This window comes from Paenibacillus sp. ACRSA, from assembly GCF_022346845.1.
Lineage (GTDB): Bacteria > Bacillota > Bacilli > Paenibacillales > Paenibacillaceae > Paenibacillus.
In genome coordinates, this window is the sequence record NZ_JAKRNP010000010.1 from 53379 (window position 1) to 75712 (window position 22334).

Genomic DNA, 22334 nt, shown 5'->3' on the forward strand with positions numbered 1-22334 from the left:
TCATTCCCTACGCTTGGTCATGCCTGATCGAATCAGTAACAGTCCATAAGTTGTTATTCAGTTCGTTAGTTCGAGATTAATCGTTGAATATGCAGAATGAGATATAACTTTTCGTCATCAGAGCAGGTCCAGCCATAGTTGTTACTCAGAAAATCAGCGATTTTCTCAACACAAGCCAATTCCTTCGGAAACTTCTCTTTGACCATCAGGAACAGTGATTCATTCTCATCCTTCAGCGATTTACCGCTCATCTGTCGCATGATGAAGTACCTTATATGTGTTGCAAATCGCATAAAGTGAATGGAGTCTTCCTGAAAGTCAATTTTGAGCGCATATTTGATCACGGATAAAATTTCACCCGTCACTGTCGTTACTTTGGTCGTATCACTCATCTCACCTGAGCCCACCTGTGCATTCACAAAATGCAGGGCAATCAGTGTCGTCTCAGCCGGTGGCAAGTCCACATTCGTTTTCTCCTGAATCAGCTTCAGCGCTGCCTCACCCACACGAGTCTCATCTGGGTATAAGGTGCGAACTTCCCATTCCAACGGGTTCTTGATATGCACACCTTCACGATGCCGGGTTAGTGCAAAACTAATATGGTCGGACAGGGTGAGAAGCAGGTTCGGGTTAAATTGTTTATTCAAAATCTGACTGCCTAGCTTGATGATCTCCTCTGCCAGATATATATCTTCAATAGGAATGCTGTTCAGCAGGTCATACATACGGATGTTCTTTGGTGCCACGAAAATCTTCTCTACCAGATCCGTCTCCGTCAGCTCATAAGGGGTCTTCAGAAACCCTACACCCTTACCTACAACGAATACTTCTTCGTTCTTATCATTAATGGCAATTGCCACGTTGTTATTTACCTTTTTAATAACCTTCAATGCCCTCACCCCCCGCCTGAAATAAAAAAAGACCGAAAGCGATTACAGTTAAATAATCGAATTCGGTCATGCCTGGCTCTCCCAGTAACAGTCCGTGTTAAGTATATATGTATTATTATAGGCCTGTCTTCAAAAAAGTCAATCATTCAATATTAGGAAAAATTGGATCGTTTCGCTGTTGAAGTGGGCATGCCATATGCGTACGTCATATATAACAGCACCCTTTTTTTCCGTATAAGAAAATAATTGTGACCATATATGCTGGCTGCAAGTCTAATTCATGGTTAAGCAAACGGGGAGCTGTCTTTATATCCCTGCTACCAGGAAGGAGCTGTTATCCATGGATTCAACCGATCTCGTTCATCAGGCTATAGCAGGAGATCGCGACGCCTTTATCAGTCTCATCAGAGAAATCGAAAACTCCCTATACAATACGGCAAAATCCATGCTGCGAAAAGAGGAGGATGTGGCTGATGCCATTCAGGAAACGATCCTGAAAGCCTACAAATCGATGCACATGCTGCGTGAAGCCCAGTATTTCAGAACCTGGATGTTCCGCATACTCATCAATGAATGCAACACCATGTTATCTCGTCGTTCCCTCTCCACATCCTATGCGGAAGTACCGGAAGCACATCAGAGACATTCCAGTCCCTACGATGAGGTGGATATGAGAGAAGCAGTCGATCGTCTGGAGGAATCCAAACGAATGGTCATTGTACTGCACTACTTCGAAGATTTAACCCTGCGTCAGGTCGCAGATGCGCTGAATATCTCCGAGAGTGCTGTCAAGATGAGGTTGTCTCGGGCAAGACAGGAGTTATATCAGAAATTCAAAAATTTCCGGGAGGTCAATATACATGTCAAACCCATTTAATATCGATCAAGAGTTAAAGGATCAAGCGAAAGCGCGCCCCGTCATGTCTGAGCTCGTACGTACTCGAATTGACGCCACACTGGACTCATTACCGGAGTCTTCTACGTATAGAACAGAGAAAACGATGCGCTCCACTCGACTTCAAAAGGGTATACGTCGAACCGTAGCTGCAACGATTGCATCTGGAGTATTCGGATTGACAGTGTTCGCCTCTGGATTTGTATCTCCTGTCATGGCAGACTCCTTACGTAACATTCCGCTAGTAGGCAATCTCTTCAGTGCGATTGAAGCCGATATGGGTCTAAGAACAGCCGGTGAAGCTGGCTTGACCCAGGCTGTGAACAGCCAAGTATCATATGAGGATGTGAAGCTGGAGGTGCTGGAGACGGTATACGACGGCACTCGTGCAGCATTCCTGGTTCATTTCACTGCACCGAACTTGGATCAGGGGCAATATGATAACGGCAAGGATATTGTGAAGCTGAGTAACGGAATCGATAACGTCTTTTTCCAAGTCAACGGAGCAAGTCAGGATAGCGGTCTCTTCTATAGTTCCATAGGAAATACGCAGCCGGACACCCTCTTATTCGAACAAGTTGTTCCTGCCGATCAAGGCGCTGCCTCACTACCCGATCAATTTGAAGCAGAGATCACATTAACATTGCAAGGCATTGACCATGGATTTAAACTGAACGTTCCTTTTACAAAATCAACGCAAGATATTAAACATGTTCAACCGGATAGCATACGTTCCAATGATCTATTCACCGTATCTGTTACTGAAGCTGAGGTTACACCGATCACTACACGCGTATCTACGAGCATCTCACTAAACAACAAAGACACGCTCACGAGAAAAGAGGAGGAGCAATTGCGTAAAATCGGTTTTGCCATCTACGATAATCAAGGCCGACAACTAACTGCTCTTAGTGGAGAGGGCTTGTATGAGGGCAATCAGCTCACTTCTGAACGTATCTATGCCAGCACATCTGGCGATATTCAATATTTGGTGGTTAAACCCTTTGAGATTAAGGACGACTTTGCGGAAGAAATTCAGGACGATCAATTCATCACAGGGTTGGATATGAGAATTGAGTTAAATTAACCTGAGGGCGTAAGAGTAGAGGAGTAGAGGGATTGTTCCATTCGTGACAGTATGCGCACAATCTCCCAAGTAGGCAAAACATGGTCACTTGCTTCAGGTGAAAAAAGTGGTGCCCTATGGTACAATGAAGGAATTGTGCATTCACAGACAGACATGTGGATAAGAGTGATGAATAGATCAGATATCACACTCTTCATCCATGATCATGCTGCCATTCTAGGGAGGTTTATGGAATAACCATGCTCATCATTGGTATCGCCGGAGGAACCGGATCCGGTAAAACGACGGTAGCTCGCTCCGTTATAGACCGTCTGGGAACAGGTAAAGTAACGTTTATATCCCAAGACAATTATTACAAAGACCAGTCACAGCTCACACCTGAGCAACGTCGACTAACCAATTACGATCATCCCTTTGCTTTTGATAATGATCTGTTAATTGAGCATCTCACCTTGTTGAAAAAAGGCCAAGCGGCGTATGCTCCCGTATATGACTTCACCATAGATAACCGTGCTGCCGATGAGACGGTTGAACTGGCACCGAACCATATCGTCATTGTAGAAGGATTGCATGTGCTAATCGATGAAACGCTACGTGCCTTGATGGATATTAAGGTGTTCGTAGACACGGATTCCGATGTACGGATTCTGCGCAGAGTGCTGCGGGATATCGAGGAACGCGGACGGACGATTCAATCGGTGTACAAGCAATACCTCGAAACCGTAAAACCTATGCACGATGCTTTTATTGAGCCATCCAAAAAATATGCAGATATCATTATTCCCGAAGGTGGACATAATGAAGTCGGCATCCAGATGTTATCCATCCTCACCGAGAAATACCTCACCGGAGAGAACTGGAACCAAGCTTAATATAGTTGTGAAGTTACCTATATCAATGAAGAAGGGTTACCCTGATGTCATCACATGACGTTGAGGTAACCCTTTTGTTATGTTCCTTTTGTTATCGCTCCATCTATCTCGCTCAACCTGGTGTAAGTTCGCTAATATCAGTTCAACCGCAAGTTCATCTGACCGGCTCAACCTTTGCTCATTTTAACCTCAACCAATGCAATACCCTTCTACCCTGTAATACCTTGGAGGACACCTACCTGCATTTGCTGCCTGATCTCTCTTACCGACAGCACTGAGGCCATTAGACTACGGGTATAGGGATGATTAGCCGAATGATTCAACTGCGAACTTTCCACCACTTCAACCACTTCTCCTTGATGCATCACCGCAATCCGGTCACTTACCTGCTGTACCACGGCTAGATCATGAGAGATGAAAATCGTGGAGATATTCGTCTGCACACGAAGCTGTTTCAACAGCTGGAGAATTTGCTGCTGGATGGAGGCATCCAGCGCCGAAGTTGCTTCATCAAAGATAATGATATCTGGTTGAACCCCCATAGCACGGGCGATGACAACTCTCTGCTGCTCACCACCACTCAGCTCGTGAGGATATTTATTGGCGACTGATGCTGGTAACCCTACCCGATTCAACAATTGAATGGCTTCTTTGCCAGCCTGTCGGCGTTTGGACATGCCATAGTTCACCAGAGGTTCACTAATAAAGGCTCCGATCTTTAAGCGTGGGTTAAAAATCGCCGACGGCTCTTGAAAAACCATCTGAATCTGCTTGCGCTGCAGCCTCAGTGCCTCTCCCTTCAATCGAGTAATATCCTGATGATGATACCTGATCTGTCCTGAACTCACTCTCTCCAGATGTGTTACACATTTGGCAAGAGTGCTTTTCCCACTACCACTCTCACCAACAATTCCTAGACACTCCCCTGGATAGAGATCTAAGTTGATCGAACGTAGAGCATGCACTGCCTTTTGCCCCTTCGCTTCATACGTCTTGCACAGATCTTTCAACTCCAGAATCGGGTTTACGCCATGTCTCATATGCATTGGCCTCCCAGATCAAGCTCGGGTACGGCTTGTAATAGCTGCCGAGTATACTCTTCCCGTGGATTCGTAATCAGATCAGTTGTCCTCCCATACTCGACCAGTGCACCATGATGCATCACACCGATCTGATCTGCCATATGGGCTGCAACCGCCATATTATGCGTCACCATTATGATGCCTGTTCCTTTTCGATCTCGTAGTTCATGCAGACGTTTCAGCACTTCGAGCTGGGTCGTTACATCCAATGCACTGGTGGGTTCATCGGTCAGGAGAAGTTCCGGCTCCATCGTTACCGCCATGGCAATAGCCGTTCGTTGCTTCATTCCGCCACTGAGCTGGTTAGGATATGCATTCATAATCTGCTGTGGATCTTGCAATCCCATCCCAGATAACATGTTCAGCGCTATGTCGTAGGCTGTCTTCTTGGAAATAGTGAAATGGGCACGAATGGCCTCAATGTATTGGCTTCCCACTTTACGAATCGGATTGAGATACGAACCGCTCGCCTGAAATACAATCGCTATCCGTTTACCCCGAATCTGGCCCCACTCTGCCGGAGAATAGCTTAATATCGACTTTCCCTGAAAAAAAACCTCTCCACTCGTACATTGCCCTCCGTCGGGTAACATACCAAGTATCGCACGAAGTAATGTAGACTTCCCGCTGCCGCTCTCGCCTACAATGCCCACGATCTCACCGGCCTTCATGGTAAAAGAAAGGTCTTGTAGCGCGGCTGATCCGCTCTGATACGTCACCGAAAGATTCCGTATATCTAATAGCGGCTTCATCATTGGTCAACCTTGATATTACGGTCTAATAAGTAAAAGTCGATCGGATACATCGTTGCCCCCTGAACCGTGCTTTTACTAACGATATTGATTGGCGTGTAGGTCACGAACAGATATGGAGCATCATCCAGAATCATCTGTTGCGCTTCCGCCGCCAAAGCATACCTTTTCTCCACATCGAATTCCGAATGCAATTGATTGATCACACCATCCAGCTTCTTGTTGCTATAACCACCTACGTTCCACTCGGCTCCGGTCTTGAAGTAGAAATCCAGAATATATTGTGGATCTCCTGTAATGCCGGTATTAATGCTTGTTAGAGCGAGATCGAAATTACCACTCTTCTGATGATCCGTCAGATCTTCATACGAGGTCATCTCCAACTGGATACCAATCTCCTTCAATTGGGACTGCATCGCAGCAGCTACAATGGAATCTGATTCGTACGCCGTGTTGAGAATCAACTGGAGTGATAACTTCTCGCCATCTTTTTCCCGAATGCCATCGCCATCCATATCCTTGTAGCCCGCTTCATCAAGCAATTGTTTAGCCTTCTCGGGCTCGTAGCTATATCCGGTAATTTGGTCATGTCCAAATGGAAGAGCTGACGTAAATGGTCCTTTGGCTCCCTGACCTCCCACAAGTGTGTTCGCATACATGTCTCGATCAATACCATACGAAATGGCCTGACGTACTTCAGGATCACTCAGCAAAGGATTCTTCAGATTGAACCAGACAAACTGTGTTCGTAGGCTCGGGATTTCATCAATTGTATATTGACTCTCGTCTTGAAATAACGCGAGATTACTGCGACCGACGTTACTAGCCACATCAATCTCACCGGATTGTAAGGCAAGTGCACGCGTGCTATCGTCCTTAATATACTTTAACGTCATCGTATCTAGATCAGCTGCACCGCCCCAATACCCATCATATTTTTTCACCCGAATCTCTTGATCCGGGGTATAGGATGTCACCATAAATGGGCCTGTAGCGATAGGCTCACTACTAAACTTGGATGTATCCGCAGTGGTATCTACGATGACAAACAGTGGTTCAGCAATATTCCCAAGTAGCGATGCGTAAGGCTCGGTCGTCTTGATCGTAAGGTCTTGTCCTTCCGCTGCCATGGAAGCAATTGGTAACGTGGACTGTCCCCGTTCATTTAATTCCAGTGAGCGCTCAATTGATGTCTTCACAGCCTCTGCTGTCACCTTATTGCCATTGTGGAACGTTACGCCATCACGAATATGGAAATGCCATGTCTTCTCATCGATCCGATCCCACGTATCCGCAATTTTGGGAACCAACTTCATATTTTCATCAAATTGAACCAACGTCTCCCCAATTGCTGCACGCGTAAGTGTCCAACCATTCCATTCCTCTGCAGGATCCAGATTGCTGCCAAGCCAAAATAACGCAACGTTTAAGTGGGTTGGCTTTCCCGGTTGGCTCTGATCCGTTTGCTCGGATTGCGCTGATTGCCCAGACTTGTCCGTTCCATCGGTTGTCTGGGATGCACTTCCACATGCTGCAAGCACAAATAACATCACGATGGATAACGCCATAAGCATAAGTGACTTCCTGCGAATAAAGTTCATTTTCATTCCCCCGTTATTTTATTTCTTTCTTAGGATCAAGCACATCTCGAAGGCTGTCTCCCAATAAATTAAAGATCATCACCGTGCCAAATATCGCGAGCCCCGGATAAATTAACAACCATGGCGCAGTCTGTAGATACCGTCTGCCTTCATTCAGCATTGCCCCCCATTCCGGTTCAGGTGGCTGTGCACCAAGTCCGAGGAAGGATAGACCCGAGATGGATAACATCATGCCGCCCACATCCATCATAGCCATGACGATTAGCGGTGAGATCATGTTGGGTAGGATCGTTCTAATAAGGATCTGACTCCACCGTGCACCGCCGAAGGCGGCGGCCGCGACATACTCTTTTTGCTGTAATGAAATGACAAGCCCTCTGGCAAGACGTGCGTATTTCGCCCACCATACCACTGACAAAGCCACCACCGTGTTGAATAATCCTGGTCCCAACATGCCAACTACAGCAATAGCGAAGATCAACCCTGGAAAAGCCATGAGCGTATCTGTTAAACGCATTAATATGGTATCTATTACACCCCGAGCGAATCCCGATATCATGCCAATCGTCACACCGAGTGCAAAGACAATACCCGTCATCATAAAGGTGAGAAGTAACGATGTGCGCGCCCCATACAGAAGACGTGACAGAATACAGCGCCCAAGCTGGTCTGTACCCAAGGGATACTCCGCGCTAGGTGGTTGCAGCACATGGGCAAAGTTGGTTGTCAGTGGATCATGGGGTGCCAAGATCGGTGCGATCATCGCTAAAATTACCCAGCATCCGGTTAAGGCTAGAATTAACGTAAACCAACGATTTTGTTTGAATACCTGCATCATTTCGCTCATCTACACATCCACTTCCAGTCGAATCCGAGGATCCCGCAGATGCGTCCATAGATCAACAAGCAGATTCAGCGTGACATATATCGTCGCCATCCACATGACGTAACCCTGTATCAACGGGTAATCCCTTGTGAAAATGGCATCCACCGCCATCTGACCTACGCCTGGCCACACAAACAGACTCTCTACAATAGCTGCACCGCCTAATAATGTCCCGGTAGACATGCCCATCAAGGTTACAATCGGCAAGAGTGCGTTCGGCAAAATATGATGCATAATGACCTGTCTCTCCTTCACACCTCTGGATCTCGCTCCGCTCACATAGTCCTGAGACATTTCATCCAGCATAACCGCTCGAATCTGCCTGCTGTATTGTGCAATCAGCGGAACCGCCAGTGTACAGGTAGGCAGGATGAGGCTGTTCCATCCCGTGCTCCCCATCACTGGCAGCAGCTTCAATTGAACGCCAAATACGAGCATCAGTAACATTCCTAGCCAGAAGCTTGGCATGGACAACCCAGCAAAAGAGAATAAACGAATCACATAATCCAACCATTTATTCCGATAAATTGCCGAGAGGATCCCCAGTGGAAAAGAGATAACGATGACGATAAGCATAGCGCTGCCTGTTAGTCGTAGTGTTGCTGGTAGACGAGACAACAATATGTCTACTACAGGGCGGTCATACTTATAGGAAGTACCAAAATCACCTTGCAGCACCTGCCCCAGCCATGTCCCATAACGCATCCAAAAGGGCTGGTCGAGTCCAAGCTGACTCCGCACCTGTCTGACCAACTCGTCGGTTGGCGTGATCCCCGTGGACATCAGCATTAGCCTCGCCGGGTCTCCTGGAGACAAGTAGGTTAACAGGAAAGTCAGAAAGGTAATGCCGAACAATACGGCTACCAGTTGAACTAATCTTTTAATGATGTATCTGCTCACGCGTTCAGACGTCCTCTCCCCCAAGCTCCATCGCTCTGCAATGGAATGGTACAATCTATACCGGTCTATCAAAAAAGCGCCCTTCTCCGTGTTACCGGATAAGGACGCCTTAAATAGACAGATTTTCAGAAAAAATCATGCTTCTCTAAACACCTTCCTATCTCCCGTAGGTTACTAACGTGTCGTTAAATTAGGCAGGTCTCCTGGCTCCAGAATCATCGTCAGACAGCACCTTCCCGGCTTACACCAGTGGCAATACGCTGTATAACTCCTCTGTTACAGTGGCGGGACCGCGCCGGTATTACACCGGACTTCCCTATTAAGCTTTTATCCGAATCGATAAAGCACCTAATTCCACATATTCAATTGGTTTCTGTACAAGTATAGCTGGCAGGCCAATAATGTTCAAAACTTTTATTACATGAAATTAAAATAAACGATTTATATCGTTAGATTAGGCTGTGATCTTGATGCTTTGGGGGATACTCCGGTTACCCGCTTGAACATCTTAGAAAATAACAACGGGTCGGTGTAACCTACTGAATGGGCTACCTCACTAATGGACAATACAGGGTTTTGCAGCAGCTCAGCCGCGCGGTGGATCCGATATTCAAGAAAGAACGTCTGAAGTGACTTGCCATACCGCTCCTTGAAAAGCCCTGAGAGATATGTTCGATCCAGCCCAACAGATTGAGCGATATCCAGAATGGAAGTCTTCTGACTGTATCGGTTCTCCATATATTGAAGAGCCTGACGAATATATTCTTCCTTGGTGGACACAGGACGATGGGTCTGTTCTTCCGTCTCGGGGGAAGAAGCAATCAGCTCCGCAATTAACCGGTATAACAGGCTTTGGCTAAACACATCCCCACCATGTCGTGACGAGGTCTGAACCATATCAGTATACAACTGATTGAACCATGCAGGGTCCTGGGCTTCGAACACAGGGTGTTCTGGACTTAGATAGGCACGCTGCATAAATGTCTTGGCATGTACACCTCTGAACCCAAACCACGAATATGTCCATGGATCATTGGCATCCGCCTGATAATGGATAATTGTATCGGGAACAATGAGGAACCCCTGTCCCTGGGAGAGATGGTATTCCTTGTTCTCCATTTGCACTGTGCCTCGCCCTTCATGAATGTAATGAATAATGTAAGAATCCCGTACACCCGACCCCCAATAATGAGATGGCTCACAGTCCTCCCATCCGAAAAACAGGAGTACCAGCTCCATCTGTGTCCAGTCTAAAGAAACTACGTTCATCTCGATTCGACCCATCTCAAGCACTCCCTTCCGTCAATACGCACCAATGATCGTTGTTCATATTATAACAGGTAAACACGGCATATTGTCTTTGTAAGCGACACCATAAATGGGATTATGCCATATTTAAGATAGGTTGCACCATAGTTATCCTCCTCGAATGAGCCTATAGTGAAGGTACAACAAATTCAGGGAGGCTGAACTTTAGATGAGCAAAATTACATTCCTCGGTGCAGGAAGCACCGTCTTTGTCAAAAATGTACTAGGTGACGTTATGATGACCGAAGCACTGCAAGATTTCGAGCTGGCTTTGTATGATATTGATGCCGAGCGCCTGAGCGATTCGGAGCGTTTGTTAACCAGCATGGCACGTTCTCTAGGAAGCCGCTGTAGCGTGAAAGTATATACGGATCGCAAAGAAGCTCTACGCGGAGCCAAATATGTCATTAATGCAATTCAAGTGGGCGGATATGATCCGTGTACGATTACCGATTTTGAAATTCCGAAGAAATATGGATTGCGTCAGACGATTGCAGACACGCTTGGCATTGGGGGAATCTTCCGTAACCTGCGTACCATTCCGGTGATGCTCGATTTTGCCCGGGATATGCAGGAAGTGTGCCCAGATGCTTGGTTCTTGAATTACACGAATCCGATGGCCGTGCTTACCAATGTCATGAACGTACATGGCGGCATCAAAACGGTAGGACTGTGTCATAGTGTGCAGATCTGTGTGCCTCATCTGTTTGATGCCCTGGGCATCGATCAGACAGGCGTGGTTGCTAAGATTGCGGGCATTAACCACATGGCATGGCTGCTGGAAGTCACACGTGATGGACAGGATCTCTATCCTGAGATCAAACGTTTGGCGAAAGAAAAACAAAAGGAACAGCATAATGACATGGTTCGTTTTGAACTCATGCAACGTTTTGGCTACTATGTAACGGAATCCTCCGAGCATAACGCTGAGTATCACCCATACTTTATCAAACGTAACTATCCTGAACTGATCGAACGGTTCAACATTCCACTGGATGAATATCCACGTCGCTGTGTGAACCAGATTGAAGGCTGGAAAGAAATGCGAGAGAAACTGTTTGCCAGCGAAAACATTGAGCACACCCGCAGCCGGGAATACGCTTCTCATATCATGGAGGCGATGGAGACCAATAAGCCCTACAAAATTGCTGGTAATGTCATGAATAATGGCTTAATCACGAACCTGCCTCGCGAAGCTTGTGTAGAGGTGCCTTGTCTCGTGGACGGGTCTGGCATTAGCCCAACATACATTGGCGATCTGCCACCACAACTGGCAGCACTGAATCGTACTAATATCAACACTCAACTGCTAACTATTGAAGCTGCAATCACTGGGAAAAGGGATCATATCTATCATGCCGCAATGCTTGATCCACATACCGCTGCTGAATTGTCCATCGACGACATCGTTGCCATGTGTGATGAATTGATCGAAGCTCACGGTGACTGGTTGCCAAAATTCACATCATAATTTATTAAAAACGCCGTTCGCCTCGTGAAGAGGGAACGACGTTTACTTTACTTTTGGAATAAGGTAGGTCGTTTGGAAGTCACACCTCCAAATCACATGCTGATTGCTCGCTACCATGCTTAGCTAATCGTTCTCCATTAATTGAACGGATCTTGGGCCCACTGAGTTAATCTCTTTTTCGTTATTTTACCGTGTGACGTATGTTGGATGACACGCCCCTGTTCAAGTAACAGCACCTGTGGTGATTGATGGATAACCGCTGTCTCTTCTGCAATGTGGCGAGAAAGCGCGCGACTTTCGATTACTTTGACGATATGGTAGTCCATGCGCCGCTTGGACTCGGATGCATTGGAACCTACAAAGGCCATAAATTCTCGGTAGGCGCGAGCGCTCGTCGGGCAGGTCGTGCTATGTTTAAGAATAAGTACAGGATGATCTTCCGAGTTCTGAAGTGCTTCCTGCCAGTCGCTTGGTTTAATCAATTCACTCACATGTTCACGGAGCGTCTCATCCGAATCAGAACGAATTCTTTTGCTAACAACAGAACCGATTAATATGCCAAGGGTGATCCCGAATGCAACACCTAACGCTGTCTGGTTCGTAGCTATACCAATACTCGTCCCGATAGCGATGCCCACTAAAGTCCATAGAAGCTGATGATTTACTTTTAGATTCATCGAAGTTACCTCCCGCAGATGTTGGGTATATACACAGCATAACGCAAGGTATACTTGGGGTACACGGCTTGCTAATTGATTGTATGTTCAACGTGTCTCGCTTAGAAAAATTATACCATAGACACTCCTTGCGAACGCACGGATATGTTTATGTCACGGTACACTTTTGTGATACACTGATTGTAATTTGGAAACGATGAACATAGAGAACCAGAGAAAGGCGGAAATGCGTTATGGCATATGCTTTTATGATTGAACCACAACAGTATACAGCGCTGGAAAGCGAAGATGAACTCATTGAAAAATGTCAGGAGTGGGGGCTACTTTCGGGTAAAGCCACCAAGCTCAAAAAGTTCTATTATAAAGGAAACGGGCTCAATCTGCCCTGCACCATCCTGGGTTATGTGGATCATATGGCTGCGGTCATTCAACTGGATAATGATCAAAAGCACTGCATCCACCCTTCGTATTTGAAGGAAATGCAAGCGTCCAGCTACAGTGCTAGAGGTTTGGCAGGAGCAGGGACGGGCAAGGTGAGCGAATCAACCCCAGCAACGATATCTACAGCGACATCAGAGGACGAGCCTAGCGCTCACGATGAACCAAATGTTGAAGCATCTGCACCACCAACGGTAACGATTCCTTCCGAGTACCCTGATCATATGGACTACATCGATGATGATGATCACCGCGTTTCGGGTCTTGTTGGCGATCCGGATGGATTGGTCGAGGAGTATGTCGGCCCCCAAAACAGTGCTACTGCAGAAGCCAAACCCAAAGCCAAAACGGCAAGTAAATCAAAAGCGATTAAGATTGATCTGCCAGATGGCAAAGTGAAGATGTCTGCTGTTGTTAAAGAATTCACGACTGTTCCGAATCACTTCTCGGATAATGACGATGAAGTTATTATTTATGAAGCGGTGGCCATTACTGAGCCTGAACTGATTGAAATTGGCGAAGCCTGGTCTAGCCACAGTGCCACAATGAAGAAGCAGGAGCTTGAAGTGGGAGACATTCTTTCTTTTGAAGCCAAAATCATTAAGAAGAAGCTCACTCGCAATCCGGTTCCTTACAAAATCAACAACCCATCCAAGATTCAAAAGGAAGGCTAGTTCATCACAGGCTGCTTAGCTACTTGTGCATTACCCTCTTGTAATGAAATAAAACCAAAAAACCTCAGGACGATCTTGCTGATGTCCATGAGGTTTTCTTCATATATACTGCTATGAAATTATGCGTTGTTCGGCGTACAGCTAATTTGGAACTGAACACCAAACTTATCGGTCACTGATCCGTAAGCCGGGCTCCAAAAAGTCTCTTGAATCGGCATTTTCACTTCTCCGCCAACTTCCAACTTGTTGAAAATACGTGTTGCCTCATCGGCTGTGTCTGTGTTCACTGTAACGGTAATATGGTTACCAATGGTGTGTTCCATGCCAGGGAATGTATCGGACAGCATCAATACAGAGCCACCAATCTGCAAGGAGGCATGCATAATACGATCTTTGGCTTCAGGTGGAATCGGATGATCTGGGCTAGACGGACCTTCACCAAATGTCTGAATGGCTAGTACCTCTGCATTAAACACATCTTTGTAAAATTCCACTGCCTCACGACCATTACCATCCGTTACTAGATACACATTCAAGCTGATTGCCATGCATTATTCATCTCCTTGAACTCATATATTCGTGTCATGTTAAGACCTTGCGCCAAGAGTATAAATGACAGTTTGTCCCTTTGGCAAGTAGAGATCTAGCTCCAACGGTTCTCGCCATCCTCCGTATTGAACAATAGCTACCCTGAGGTAGGATTGTCCTATCATACTGATTTTATCCTTTCTCGATGTTATCCTTTACTCGACTTTATCTCTTATTCAGCCGAACGCGGACGTAATGGATAATCGTAAGAATGACCCCTGGTACGAGTGCGGCAAAGCTAGCATAGATTAGGCACCACTTCACAATCGTAAATACCGGTGTCAGTTCGGCAATGACAGGTGTGCGTAGCGGATAACGATACATCGTTATCGAAGCCCCTATATTTTCTAACATATCACAAGCCCAGCCACCCAGTGGAATCAGATTTAATTTGCGCCAATGACTCGCAGCAGGGAGCACCCGGTAGAGCGCTGATATTAGAACTACCAATAAAAAGAGATAGGCTAACGGCCAGATGAGGTCAAACGTAAACCTTGCATAAATATAGGCACTCCGTCCGGACTCGCCATAGCTTTCTGCCATTTGATAGAGATCACCGGCAGTATACCAAAAGGACGAATCTGGAGATTCTCCTCCTCCGGTGGCCTCTTTCGACTCCGCAGCCTGCCATGGCAAAATGAATACGATAAAGCAGGTAAATAGAACGATTGCAGACACAATCCACTTCCAATTTACCCGATTATAAAACCATCTTGATAAGGTAGTCACGCTCGTCTCCCCTTTTTATACAGACTTATGCAAAAACTAATCATAAAAAAAAAACAACCACTCCCCGAGATACATGTCGGTTAAATGGCTGATGTCACAAATCCTATGAGTTTAACGTTTATTAACGATATCATCTATCTCGCTCTTCAATAAGAGGTATCTGTGTACACTTCTCATGATCGGAACCTTCGTTAGCTTATTTTTATCCACATAGAGCTTCATTTGGTCTTTGGATAAACCTAGTGCATTGCCCGCTTCGGAAACTGTAAGCACAACCGCCGGATTCGTCGCATTAAACGTTTTTTTCACTTTCTGATTCCAGTCTTCAAATACCTGCATAGATCAGTTACCTCTCCCATCCATAGCCAGTACTTTTCCAGGCTGAATAGCTCTATTATAGCACATTTGTGATATCCGTCACTTCATCTTCACCAACACCAACTTATCCCACTGCATAACCCCTCAGCGTCTATGAGGAGAAGACACCCTCTTGGGTGTCTTCTTTTCATACTACAGCTTAGAACTAACTAATGGATTATTTACGATTACGACGAGCCTTGGTCAAGCGATTAAACATGATCAGTGCGGCAATGATCATGGCAATAATGGCAATGTTACTCGCTGCTTCATGCGACATACCGAACACTAAGCCTAGGTTTGTGACCAGGCTTCTCGTAATCAGCGCCACCGCAATCAGCAGTAGTGGACTCCAAAAATTGTACCTTTTCATTCCTTGCAACACTCCTGACCTTACAGTGGTTTAAACTCGATCCAGTCGATCTGCAAGCCTGGTTTAGTGAAATCTAACTTCAATTCGTACACGCCGGCTGCAAGCTCTACTTTGACAAGCTTCTGTCTGATCCATTTTCCTTCCGTACCATTCGTTTGGATCGTTGTCATCAATTGGTCGTTCAACAGCACATTACAAGCACTTTGAGCAAGCTCAGGCTCTGGAGACATGATCTGTACGATGATTCGATATTGCCCTGCTTGGTCTACCTTCATATATACAGGTTCGTTCACAGCAGGTTTCACTTGTGTATCCTCAGCGAGCACTTGAGCCTGTTGGGTTGAAAGAGATTCATTCGCTTGGAATGAAGCAATGGTCTCCAAAATCTCATGTTTTCGAGAGAAGACTGGTGCATTCATAATGAACGTACAGATGTTCATAGCAGAGCGCTGTAACTCCCCACGGGTTAAGGTTCCATTTTCCAAAGATTCAATGGTGTTGTCATCCCAGCCGTTAATCTCTGCCCCATAGTTAGGAACAACCATGTATAGATCATTCTGAGCTCTGATCATCCAGTTGGTGTATTTCCGGTCGGCTTCTCCACCTTCAACGACATCATTCATAATCGCCCACCAGTCGGTCATCACGATTCCCTGGAAGTCCCATTCTCCTCGAAGAACGGTTGTGTTCAGATCGTAATTAGAAGCTGCCCAGTGACCGTTAATCGGGTTGTAGGAAGTCATGATCGAATTCGCGCCGCCTTGCTTCACAGCGATCTCGAAGCCTTTCAGATAAATCTCGCGGAGCGCACGTTCAGATACAACGGCGTCAACTTTACTGCGGTGCTTCTCTTGGTTATTACATGCAAAGTGTTTCAACGTGGCGTTAGAACCGCCTTTCATGATGCCTTTCGTACATGCCGCAGCAAATACGCCCGAGATCAGCGGATCTTCTGAGAAGTACTCAAAGTTACGTCCATTCAGCGGACTGCGGCGGATATTTAATCCAGGTCCCAGCAATGTGTCCACTTGATTTCTCAAGAGCTCCTGCCCTTCCAACACATACAGTTCTTCGACAAGCTCTGTATTCCATGTAGCTGCTAACAGCGTTCCGATGGAAACCTGCGTTGCCTTCTCTCCACTATCCATACGAATACCGGATGGGCCGTCCGCAGTACACGCCACTGGAATGCCGTAGTTGAACAGACTGTCGCTAACCCCACCAAATGCAGATGCCGTACCGGAGGTAACGAGTGGGCTACTCATTCCTTCACCTCTAATAATGGCAGCCAGATCTTGATCACTTAACTGAGCGATAAAGGCTTCTAGACTAACTTGGCCATCCTTTACATCTCTCAGCTTATAACCTTGATTCCCTGTTTGCTCTAGGGCTTGAGGCAGATTCTGCTGAATTCGGTCAGCTATGGAAACTTGGCGTTTCGGCACCGCTGTGTACACCAGTTCGTATGAACCGTCATCCTTGCGTGCACCTGGCTTCATACGTGTAAATTCTTCTGTCGGCGCCATAACTTCTTGAAGCTGCTCTACAACCTGAAGCGCCTCGACCACATAGCCTTCTTGACCGTCAACAAGAATGTGTTCTACTTGTTTGACACTTGTCCCCACATGCAAGCGATACGTGCCTTCTTCTAATACATACGCAGACACGTGACCTGTTACACCCTCATCATCGTAAGATGCCATCGTATGAACCGGGAAGCTGATCTTCAGACGCTCCGATGCTCCAGGCTGAAGCAGTTGGGTTTTTCCAAATGCAGCTAATGATTTTAGAGGTTGGCCTAGCTTACCTTGCGGCGCTTCGTAGTACACCTGAATAACTTCTTTGCCTGCATACGTATTTCCTGTATTGGTTACGTTTACATTCACCTCAATGAAGGATTGCCCTTCTCTAGAGACACATTTGGCCTCTTCAAATTCGGTTGCAAATGTGGTGTACGATAGCCCATAACCAAATTCAAATTGTACTTTTTCAGGTCGAAACGTTTCGAAATAACGATAGCCTACGTAAATATCTTCCTGGTATAGGTTCTTGAACTCATTCCCGTAGTTACTCGTTGAAGGATAATCATCAATGGAATACGCAATCGTATCGGTTAATTTACCACTTGGCGTAACATCTCCTGCCAATACATCAGCAATGGCGCTACCACCTTCCATACCCCCATGCCATGAGTAGATGACCGCTTGAATGGGATGCACATAGCTCTCGTCATCCAACCAGCTCATATCAATGATGTTAGAAACGTTTAGCACCACAATCGTCTGTTCAAAATGATTCGTCACCTGCTTCAGCATGGCTTGCTCATCTTCCGTCAACTGATAGCTTCCGGGTGCGTCTGCGTTATCCTGATCTTCACCTGCTGTACGCCCGATGACGATAATGGCTTTGGTAGACTTGCTTCTCGCCTGTGCTACCAATTCGTCAGTCAGAGGCATTTCCTTCTGATTCCATGGCTCTGCCGCCCATACTTTGCCGCCATCATCGAATGGATTGGCTTCAATCCACTTCTCATATACCGAAGCAAGTTCCTCATTCACGGTTAGATTAGTTTTCTTGCGTAATCCGTCTAACAAGTTCGTTGTATATGCTACATGTACACTTCCGCCTGAGCCTGTACCACTGCGATAGTAATTAACCTGGATTCGACCAAAAACTGAAACGTTTTCGTTATGCTGAAGCGGAAGAAGATTCCCCTCGTTTCTTAACAATACCGCACCTTCTGCCGCAACTGTGCGACTAAAGTCTGCAAACCCTTCCAATGGAACGCCGATTAAATTTGTGCTCAAATGGTTTCCCTCCTGTGTATCTGAGTAGTTTCACTTGGATCTAGTCTCATATTAACAGATTCCCTATAAGAAAATAAATGAGGATATTCATAGGAAGACGAAAAACCCCACAACTTCTGAAGTTGCGGGGTTAAACATGCGCTATTTATTCATGTTGTCATTTTGGCATAGACGAGGAAGAACGCCATGTTCTCTCCCACAATTGCATAATTCGGCACACGATAGATTAGATCTATGATGATAAAGGTTCCAATGACGCCAAGCATAATCGCCAAATGATACGGTCTCAGTCGCATATGTGTATATCTGTAACGGTGAAACACCAGCGAAGTGGACATAAAGTACAACAGCACTGATCCAAACACAAAGCCCAGCATGAACAAATAATTGAGTTTATTCAGATACAACAGTTGAATCGAAGCTGCAATCATGCTCATAGAGATATAGATGAACAAGTGTCCATATATAATGGCTTGACCAGCCGTCTGTATTTCTTTGCTGACCTTCTTCTCTACGTTATCAAAGTACTGCCACCACAGCGCAATAACAAATATAGATGTAAATGCGATGAACAGCACTGACTTCAGATCCCAGTGATCCAATTGTAAGACAGCAATGATACTAACTACCGATTCACCCAACAGGATGAGTGTAAACAACGCGAACCGTTCCAATAAATGATGCGTGTGGATCGGCATCTTCACCAGTTTTTTGCGACCGATCAAAGGAAGAATAATATCTACCGCAATCCCAGCATACAAAATCACGTATCTAATCCATGAATCGAAGAACAGGGAGCTAGTCGAGATTAATATACCGATGAGAAAACATTGACCTAGGAAACGAGCGGCTTGTTGCTGCTGCTCACTTTTAGACTTATGGATTGTGAAATATTGAATCATCGTGAATACCCTAGAACCGATATAACCCACGAAGAAGGACAAATAATGCTGGTCAAAATCAACCGAGAGACTCGCTGTCATCACCATAACAGACAGGAGCTGTAGGATGAGGAATACACGATGGATGAAGATATCCTGGCCATACCGATTGATAAATAAGGTCTGACCCACCCATGCCCACCAGACTGGAATGAAAATCAATACAAACTTCATCAGATATTCAAATGTAATCACTCCATGTTCGGCATGTAACAACACATGACTCGCTTTGGCCACCGCAGCTACAAAAAGCAGATCGTAGAACAGCTCTAGCCAGGTAACCTTCTTCTCCATGTTCATCCTTCATACTCCTTCGTTCAATTTCATCTCATTGCACATTGCTAGGGAAATTACACACCGCGTGCAATCTCTACACGCGGTGTCTTGCTGTAATTAAACGGTCGTTTCCATTGGGATGGCTGTACGTGCCGGTTCCAACGTACGAACTTGGATCGGTTGCAGATTGTCTTCAATCTGTGTGCGGTATTTCTCGAACCATTCCGGCAGCATCAGCTTATGGCCCAACGTTTCTACAGGCTCATCTTTCGCAAATCCCGGTGGATCTGTAGCAATCTCGAATAGGATGCCTCCAGCTTCTCTGAAATAAATGGCGTTAAAGTACTGACGATCCCGCACCGGTGTTGGTTGATAGCCGTATTGATATACAGCCTCGCCCCACTGTTGATGCTCCTGATCATCTTTGGCACGCCATGCGATATGGTGAACCGTACCGGCTCCGCCTACGCCAAGTGGCATACGTGCCACAGGCACATCAATTACATTGCCAATGTCACCAAAAGACTGATAACGTACATACTCCTGATCTTCACCTACTTTGGTGAATCCAAGAATTTTATCTAGTGCATCCATTGTTCTTGCCGGATTGACGCTGAATAATACGGCACCTCCAAATCCTTTAATGGCTTGGTCGGTTGCAATCCCTTCATGTGTCCAAGTGCTATTTGCGCCCTCTTGACGCTCAACCAGCTCAAGCCGCAGGCCTTCGCTATCTTCGAATTGAAGAAATTGTTCGTTAAAACGACTTGTTCTCGTTACCTGAATATTATAACTTTCTAAACGATCCTGCCAGAAGTCCATAGACCCAGGAGGAATGACATAAGAGGTAATCCCTACCTGACCGCCGCCAATTTTACCTTTTGGAGATCCGGCTGCTGGGAAGAACGTGATGATTGTTCCTGGGCTTCCGCCTTCGTCACCGAAGTACAGATGGTATACGTCAGGAGCATCGAAGTTAACTGTTTTTTTCACCAAACGAAGTCCGAGAATACCTGCATAGAAGTCAACATTAGCCTGTGGATCTCCTGCAAAAGCTGTAATGTGGTGGATACCTGCAGTTTGAAGTGTCATGATAAATTCCTCCTTAGGGAATGGTTGATTGTGATGTTGTTTTTATATTTGTCTTAATATTAAGATATTAGTTTAAAAATAAATCATTCTTGCTTTTGGCCTGCTTGTTCCTGTTTCAATTTGTCTGGAGTAACATCGTCGCCATTCGGATCATAGATGGTTGTGTTTAACAGAATGTCGTTAATCGAACCCCGAAACGTTTGCAAATATTCTTGGCGCAGACGAGTCCGCTCCGCTTGCTCCATTTCGTTTAATCCTTCTTCTTTTGCTTTTCTTGAAAGTTCATTGATGCGATCTAATGTAGGAATAATCATCTTGATCTCTCCTTATATGTTCTAGTTTGATTTGATTAATTAAGTTTAATGTGAATGTGTATTGGTGTGATTTATTTTTAAATTAAATATCTTAAGTTAAAGATATATGATTTTGTTTTGGTTGTCAACACTTTATTTAAAAAAATAAAACATCGCCTTTCGTTATAAAAAAAAGAGCTAACTGCACAGTACCATGTACTTGTGAGTTAGCCCGAGCTTTCTTATTCCTTTAGCCAAGCTTATGCCCGCAGTTCGGACAGAAGTTAGCTCCTTCATTTTTGGCACCACAGTTTGGACAGAAGTTAGGCTTCTTGCCTTCCGAGGATGAAGCAGAGCCTGAGTTATCGCCTTGATTTTGATTTTGGCTTTGGTTTTGGCTCTGACCCTGGTTGTTCTGATTCTGGTTTTGGCCTGAGTTCTGATTTTGGTTCTGATTTTGGTTCTGGTTCATGTTCTTCATCATTTCATTCGCCATGTTCATGCCCATCATCATACCTGCCATATCCGAAGCCGCGCCGCCACCTTGTACCTTGCCTGAGGAGATGCCGTCGGTCATACTCACCTGTTGGTACTTTTGCAGATTGCCGATCATCTCATGTGAAGCCGTCTTCGTAATCATATCCTGAATTTCTTGCGGATAGTTGAAGCTCATCACTTGGAAACCGGTAATGCCAATCCCGATATCCATCATCTGCATATCCAGATCTTCCTGAATCCCTTTGGCTATATCTGTTGCATTCGCCTGCAGGTTGAACATATCTTTCCCTTCACGGCTGATCCACTTCATCAGCAACTGATCGAGCACAGAGGTAATTCGAATTTTGACATCATCGACCAAGTAGCTTTGCTTAATGCCTGCAATCTTATCAATTAGCGTAACATAGTCACTTACTTTGAAGTTAAATGTACCGTTCGCACGAATCGGCATCCCGCCCGGAAGCTGCGGCGTCGGAATTAATACCGGACTCTGGGTTCCCCATCTCACCGTAAATTCCTTCGTATTCACAAACAACACTTCAACGCGCATACCACTATTAAACCCAAACTTGAAGCCTTTCAGCGTCGACAGAAATGGAATAATTTCGGAATCAATGTTGAATGAGCCTTCATCCTCAAAAATCCCTTCCACTTTGCCGTTATTCAGAAAAATCGCATCCTGACCTGCACGAATAATCAGCTTACTACCCTTCTTGATCTCCCGATTACTCCACTTCCAGAAAATCATATCATCTCTGAACTCTTCCCATTCCACCACATTTGAAAATTGATTTCTGAAAAAACTCATACAATCCCGTCCCTTCTATAGTACGCATGCTGCATCATC

22 protein-coding genes and 1 riboswitch are annotated in these 22334 nt (G+C 45.6%); of the genes, 5 read left to right on the forward strand and 17 right to left on the reverse strand.

The genetic code is table 11. The annotated features are described in order from the left end of the window. Positions 1-65 precede the first annotated feature (65 nt). On the reverse strand, positions 66-899 hold the full coding sequence (locus MH215_RS22990; protein ID WP_239293503.1) for a PRD domain-containing protein: 834 nt from the start codon (positions 897-899) through the stop codon (positions 66-68). A gap of 331 nt (positions 900-1230) precedes the next feature. Here MH215_RS22990 and MH215_RS22995 point away from each other — a divergent pair, with 331 nt between their 5' ends. The 3 genes from MH215_RS22995 (at position 1231) to udk (ending at position 3744) form a co-directional block, all read left to right on the forward strand. Continuing rightward, positions 1231-1767, forward strand: a complete 537-nt coding sequence (locus tag MH215_RS22995; protein ID WP_239293504.1) for a sigma-70 family RNA polymerase sigma factor — start codon at positions 1231-1233, stop codon at positions 1765-1767. After that, positions 1751-2872 (forward strand): DUF4179 domain-containing protein, encoded by a 1122-nt coding sequence (locus MH215_RS23000; RefSeq protein ID WP_239293505.1) that lies wholly within the window; start codon positions 1751-1753, stop codon positions 2870-2872. Before MH215_RS22995 ends, MH215_RS23000 begins: the two co-directional genes overlap by 17 nt. Positions 2873-3111: 239 nt before the next feature. After that, positions 3112-3744, forward strand: coding sequence for a uridine kinase (udk, locus tag MH215_RS23005; RefSeq protein ID WP_145052078.1), 633 nt, complete (start codon positions 3112-3114; stop codon positions 3742-3744). 209 nt (positions 3745-3953) lie between these two features. On the opposite strand, the gene MH215_RS23010 is transcribed toward udk, so the two are convergent. The 6 genes from MH215_RS23010 to MH215_RS23035 form a co-directional block, all read right to left on the reverse strand. After that, the gene (locus MH215_RS23010; RefSeq protein ID WP_239293506.1) at positions 3954-4784 is read right to left on the reverse strand and encodes an ABC transporter ATP-binding protein; all 831 of its coding nucleotides are present in this window, start codon (positions 4782-4784) and stop codon (positions 3954-3956) included. Continuing rightward, entirely contained in the window at positions 4781-5581 is an 801-nt protein-coding gene (locus MH215_RS23015) for an ABC transporter ATP-binding protein (RefSeq protein WP_239293507.1), read from the reverse strand. The genes MH215_RS23010 and MH215_RS23015 overlap by 4 nt, the downstream gene beginning before the upstream one ends. Continuing rightward, positions 5578-7179: an ABC transporter substrate-binding protein gene (locus MH215_RS23020; RefSeq protein ID WP_239293508.1), complete on the reverse strand. Its 1602-nt coding sequence runs from the start codon at positions 7177-7179 to the stop codon at positions 5578-5580. Before MH215_RS23020 ends, MH215_RS23015 begins: the two co-directional genes overlap by 4 nt. Before the next feature lie 13 nt (positions 7180-7192). After that, a complete protein-coding gene (nikC, locus tag MH215_RS23025; protein ID WP_239293509.1) occupies positions 7193-8026 on the reverse strand; it encodes a nickel transporter permease in 834 nt (277 codons plus the stop codon). Continuing rightward, a complete protein-coding gene (gene nikB / locus MH215_RS23030; RefSeq protein ID WP_056697361.1) occupies positions 8027-8965 on the reverse strand; it encodes a nickel ABC transporter permease in 939 nt (312 codons plus the stop codon). A 176-nt stretch (positions 8966-9141) separates the two neighbouring features. Further along, positions 9142-9332, reverse strand: a riboswitch (cobalamin riboswitch). A gap of 74 nt (positions 9333-9406) precedes the next feature. Continuing rightward, entirely contained in the window at positions 9407-10249 is an 843-nt protein-coding gene (locus MH215_RS23035; protein ID WP_239293510.1) for an AraC family transcriptional regulator, read from the reverse strand. Positions 10250-10442: 193 nt separating this feature from the next. Between MH215_RS23035 and melA the strand changes: the two genes are divergently transcribed. Beyond that, complete coding sequence (melA, locus tag MH215_RS23040) at positions 10443-11744, forward strand: alpha-glucosidase/alpha-galactosidase (protein WP_239293511.1); 1302 nt, start codon at positions 10443-10445, stop codon at positions 11742-11744. A 137-nt stretch (positions 11745-11881) separates the two neighbouring features. On the opposite strand, the gene ytxJ is transcribed toward melA, so the two are convergent. Beyond that, positions 11882-12421, reverse strand: a complete 540-nt coding sequence (ytxJ, locus tag MH215_RS23045; protein ID WP_239293512.1) for a bacillithiol system redox-active protein YtxJ — start codon at positions 12419-12421, stop codon at positions 11882-11884. A gap of 233 nt (positions 12422-12654) precedes the next feature. On the opposite strand from ytxJ, the gene MH215_RS23050 reads away from it, so the two are divergent. Then, on the forward strand, positions 12655-13533 hold the full coding sequence (locus MH215_RS23050; RefSeq protein ID WP_239293513.1) for a hypothetical protein: 879 nt from the start codon (positions 12655-12657) through the stop codon (positions 13531-13533). Positions 13534-13652: 119 nt separating this feature from the next. Here the strand turns inward: MH215_RS23050 and MH215_RS23055 are convergent, their stop codons facing one another. The 9 genes from MH215_RS23055 to MH215_RS23095 all read right to left on the reverse strand — a co-directional run bounded on the left by MH215_RS23055 (position 13653) and on the right by MH215_RS23095 (position 22295). After that, positions 13653-14081: a VOC family protein gene (locus tag MH215_RS23055; RefSeq protein WP_239293514.1), complete on the reverse strand. Its 429-nt coding sequence runs from the start codon at positions 14079-14081 to the stop codon at positions 13653-13655. 205 nt (positions 14082-14286) lie between these two features. Next, entirely contained in the window at positions 14287-14850 is a 564-nt protein-coding gene (locus MH215_RS23060; RefSeq protein ID WP_239293515.1) for a hypothetical protein, read from the reverse strand. 111 nt (positions 14851-14961) lie between these two features. Further along, a complete protein-coding gene (locus MH215_RS23065) occupies positions 14962-15189 on the reverse strand; it encodes a hypothetical protein (protein ID WP_056697352.1) in 228 nt (75 codons plus the stop codon). 196 nt (positions 15190-15385) lie between these two features. Next, positions 15386-15580, reverse strand: a complete 195-nt coding sequence (locus MH215_RS23070) for a hypothetical protein (RefSeq protein ID WP_056697353.1) — start codon at positions 15578-15580, stop codon at positions 15386-15388. A 20-nt stretch (positions 15581-15600) separates the two neighbouring features. Continuing rightward, on the reverse strand, positions 15601-18387 hold the full coding sequence (locus tag MH215_RS23075; RefSeq protein ID WP_239293516.1) for a glycoside hydrolase family 3 C-terminal domain-containing protein: 2787 nt from the start codon (positions 18385-18387) through the stop codon (positions 15601-15603). A gap of 149 nt (positions 18388-18536) precedes the next feature. Then, positions 18537-19628, reverse strand: a complete 1092-nt coding sequence (locus MH215_RS23080; RefSeq protein ID WP_239293517.1) for a low temperature requirement protein A — start codon at positions 19626-19628, stop codon at positions 18537-18539. A gap of 93 nt (positions 19629-19721) precedes the next feature. Then, complete coding sequence (locus MH215_RS23085; RefSeq protein WP_239293518.1) at positions 19722-20696, reverse strand: ring-cleaving dioxygenase; 975 nt, start codon at positions 20694-20696, stop codon at positions 19722-19724. Between the two features lie 83 nt (positions 20697-20779). Beyond that, on the reverse strand, positions 20780-21010 hold the full coding sequence (locus tag MH215_RS23090) for a DUF896 domain-containing protein (RefSeq protein WP_239293519.1): 231 nt from the start codon (positions 21008-21010) through the stop codon (positions 20780-20782). A 229-nt stretch (positions 21011-21239) separates the two neighbouring features. Continuing rightward, on the reverse strand, positions 21240-22295 hold the full coding sequence (locus MH215_RS23095) for an SPFH domain-containing protein (RefSeq protein ID WP_239293520.1): 1056 nt from the start codon (positions 22293-22295) through the stop codon (positions 21240-21242). Positions 22296-22334 lie beyond the last annotated feature (39 nt).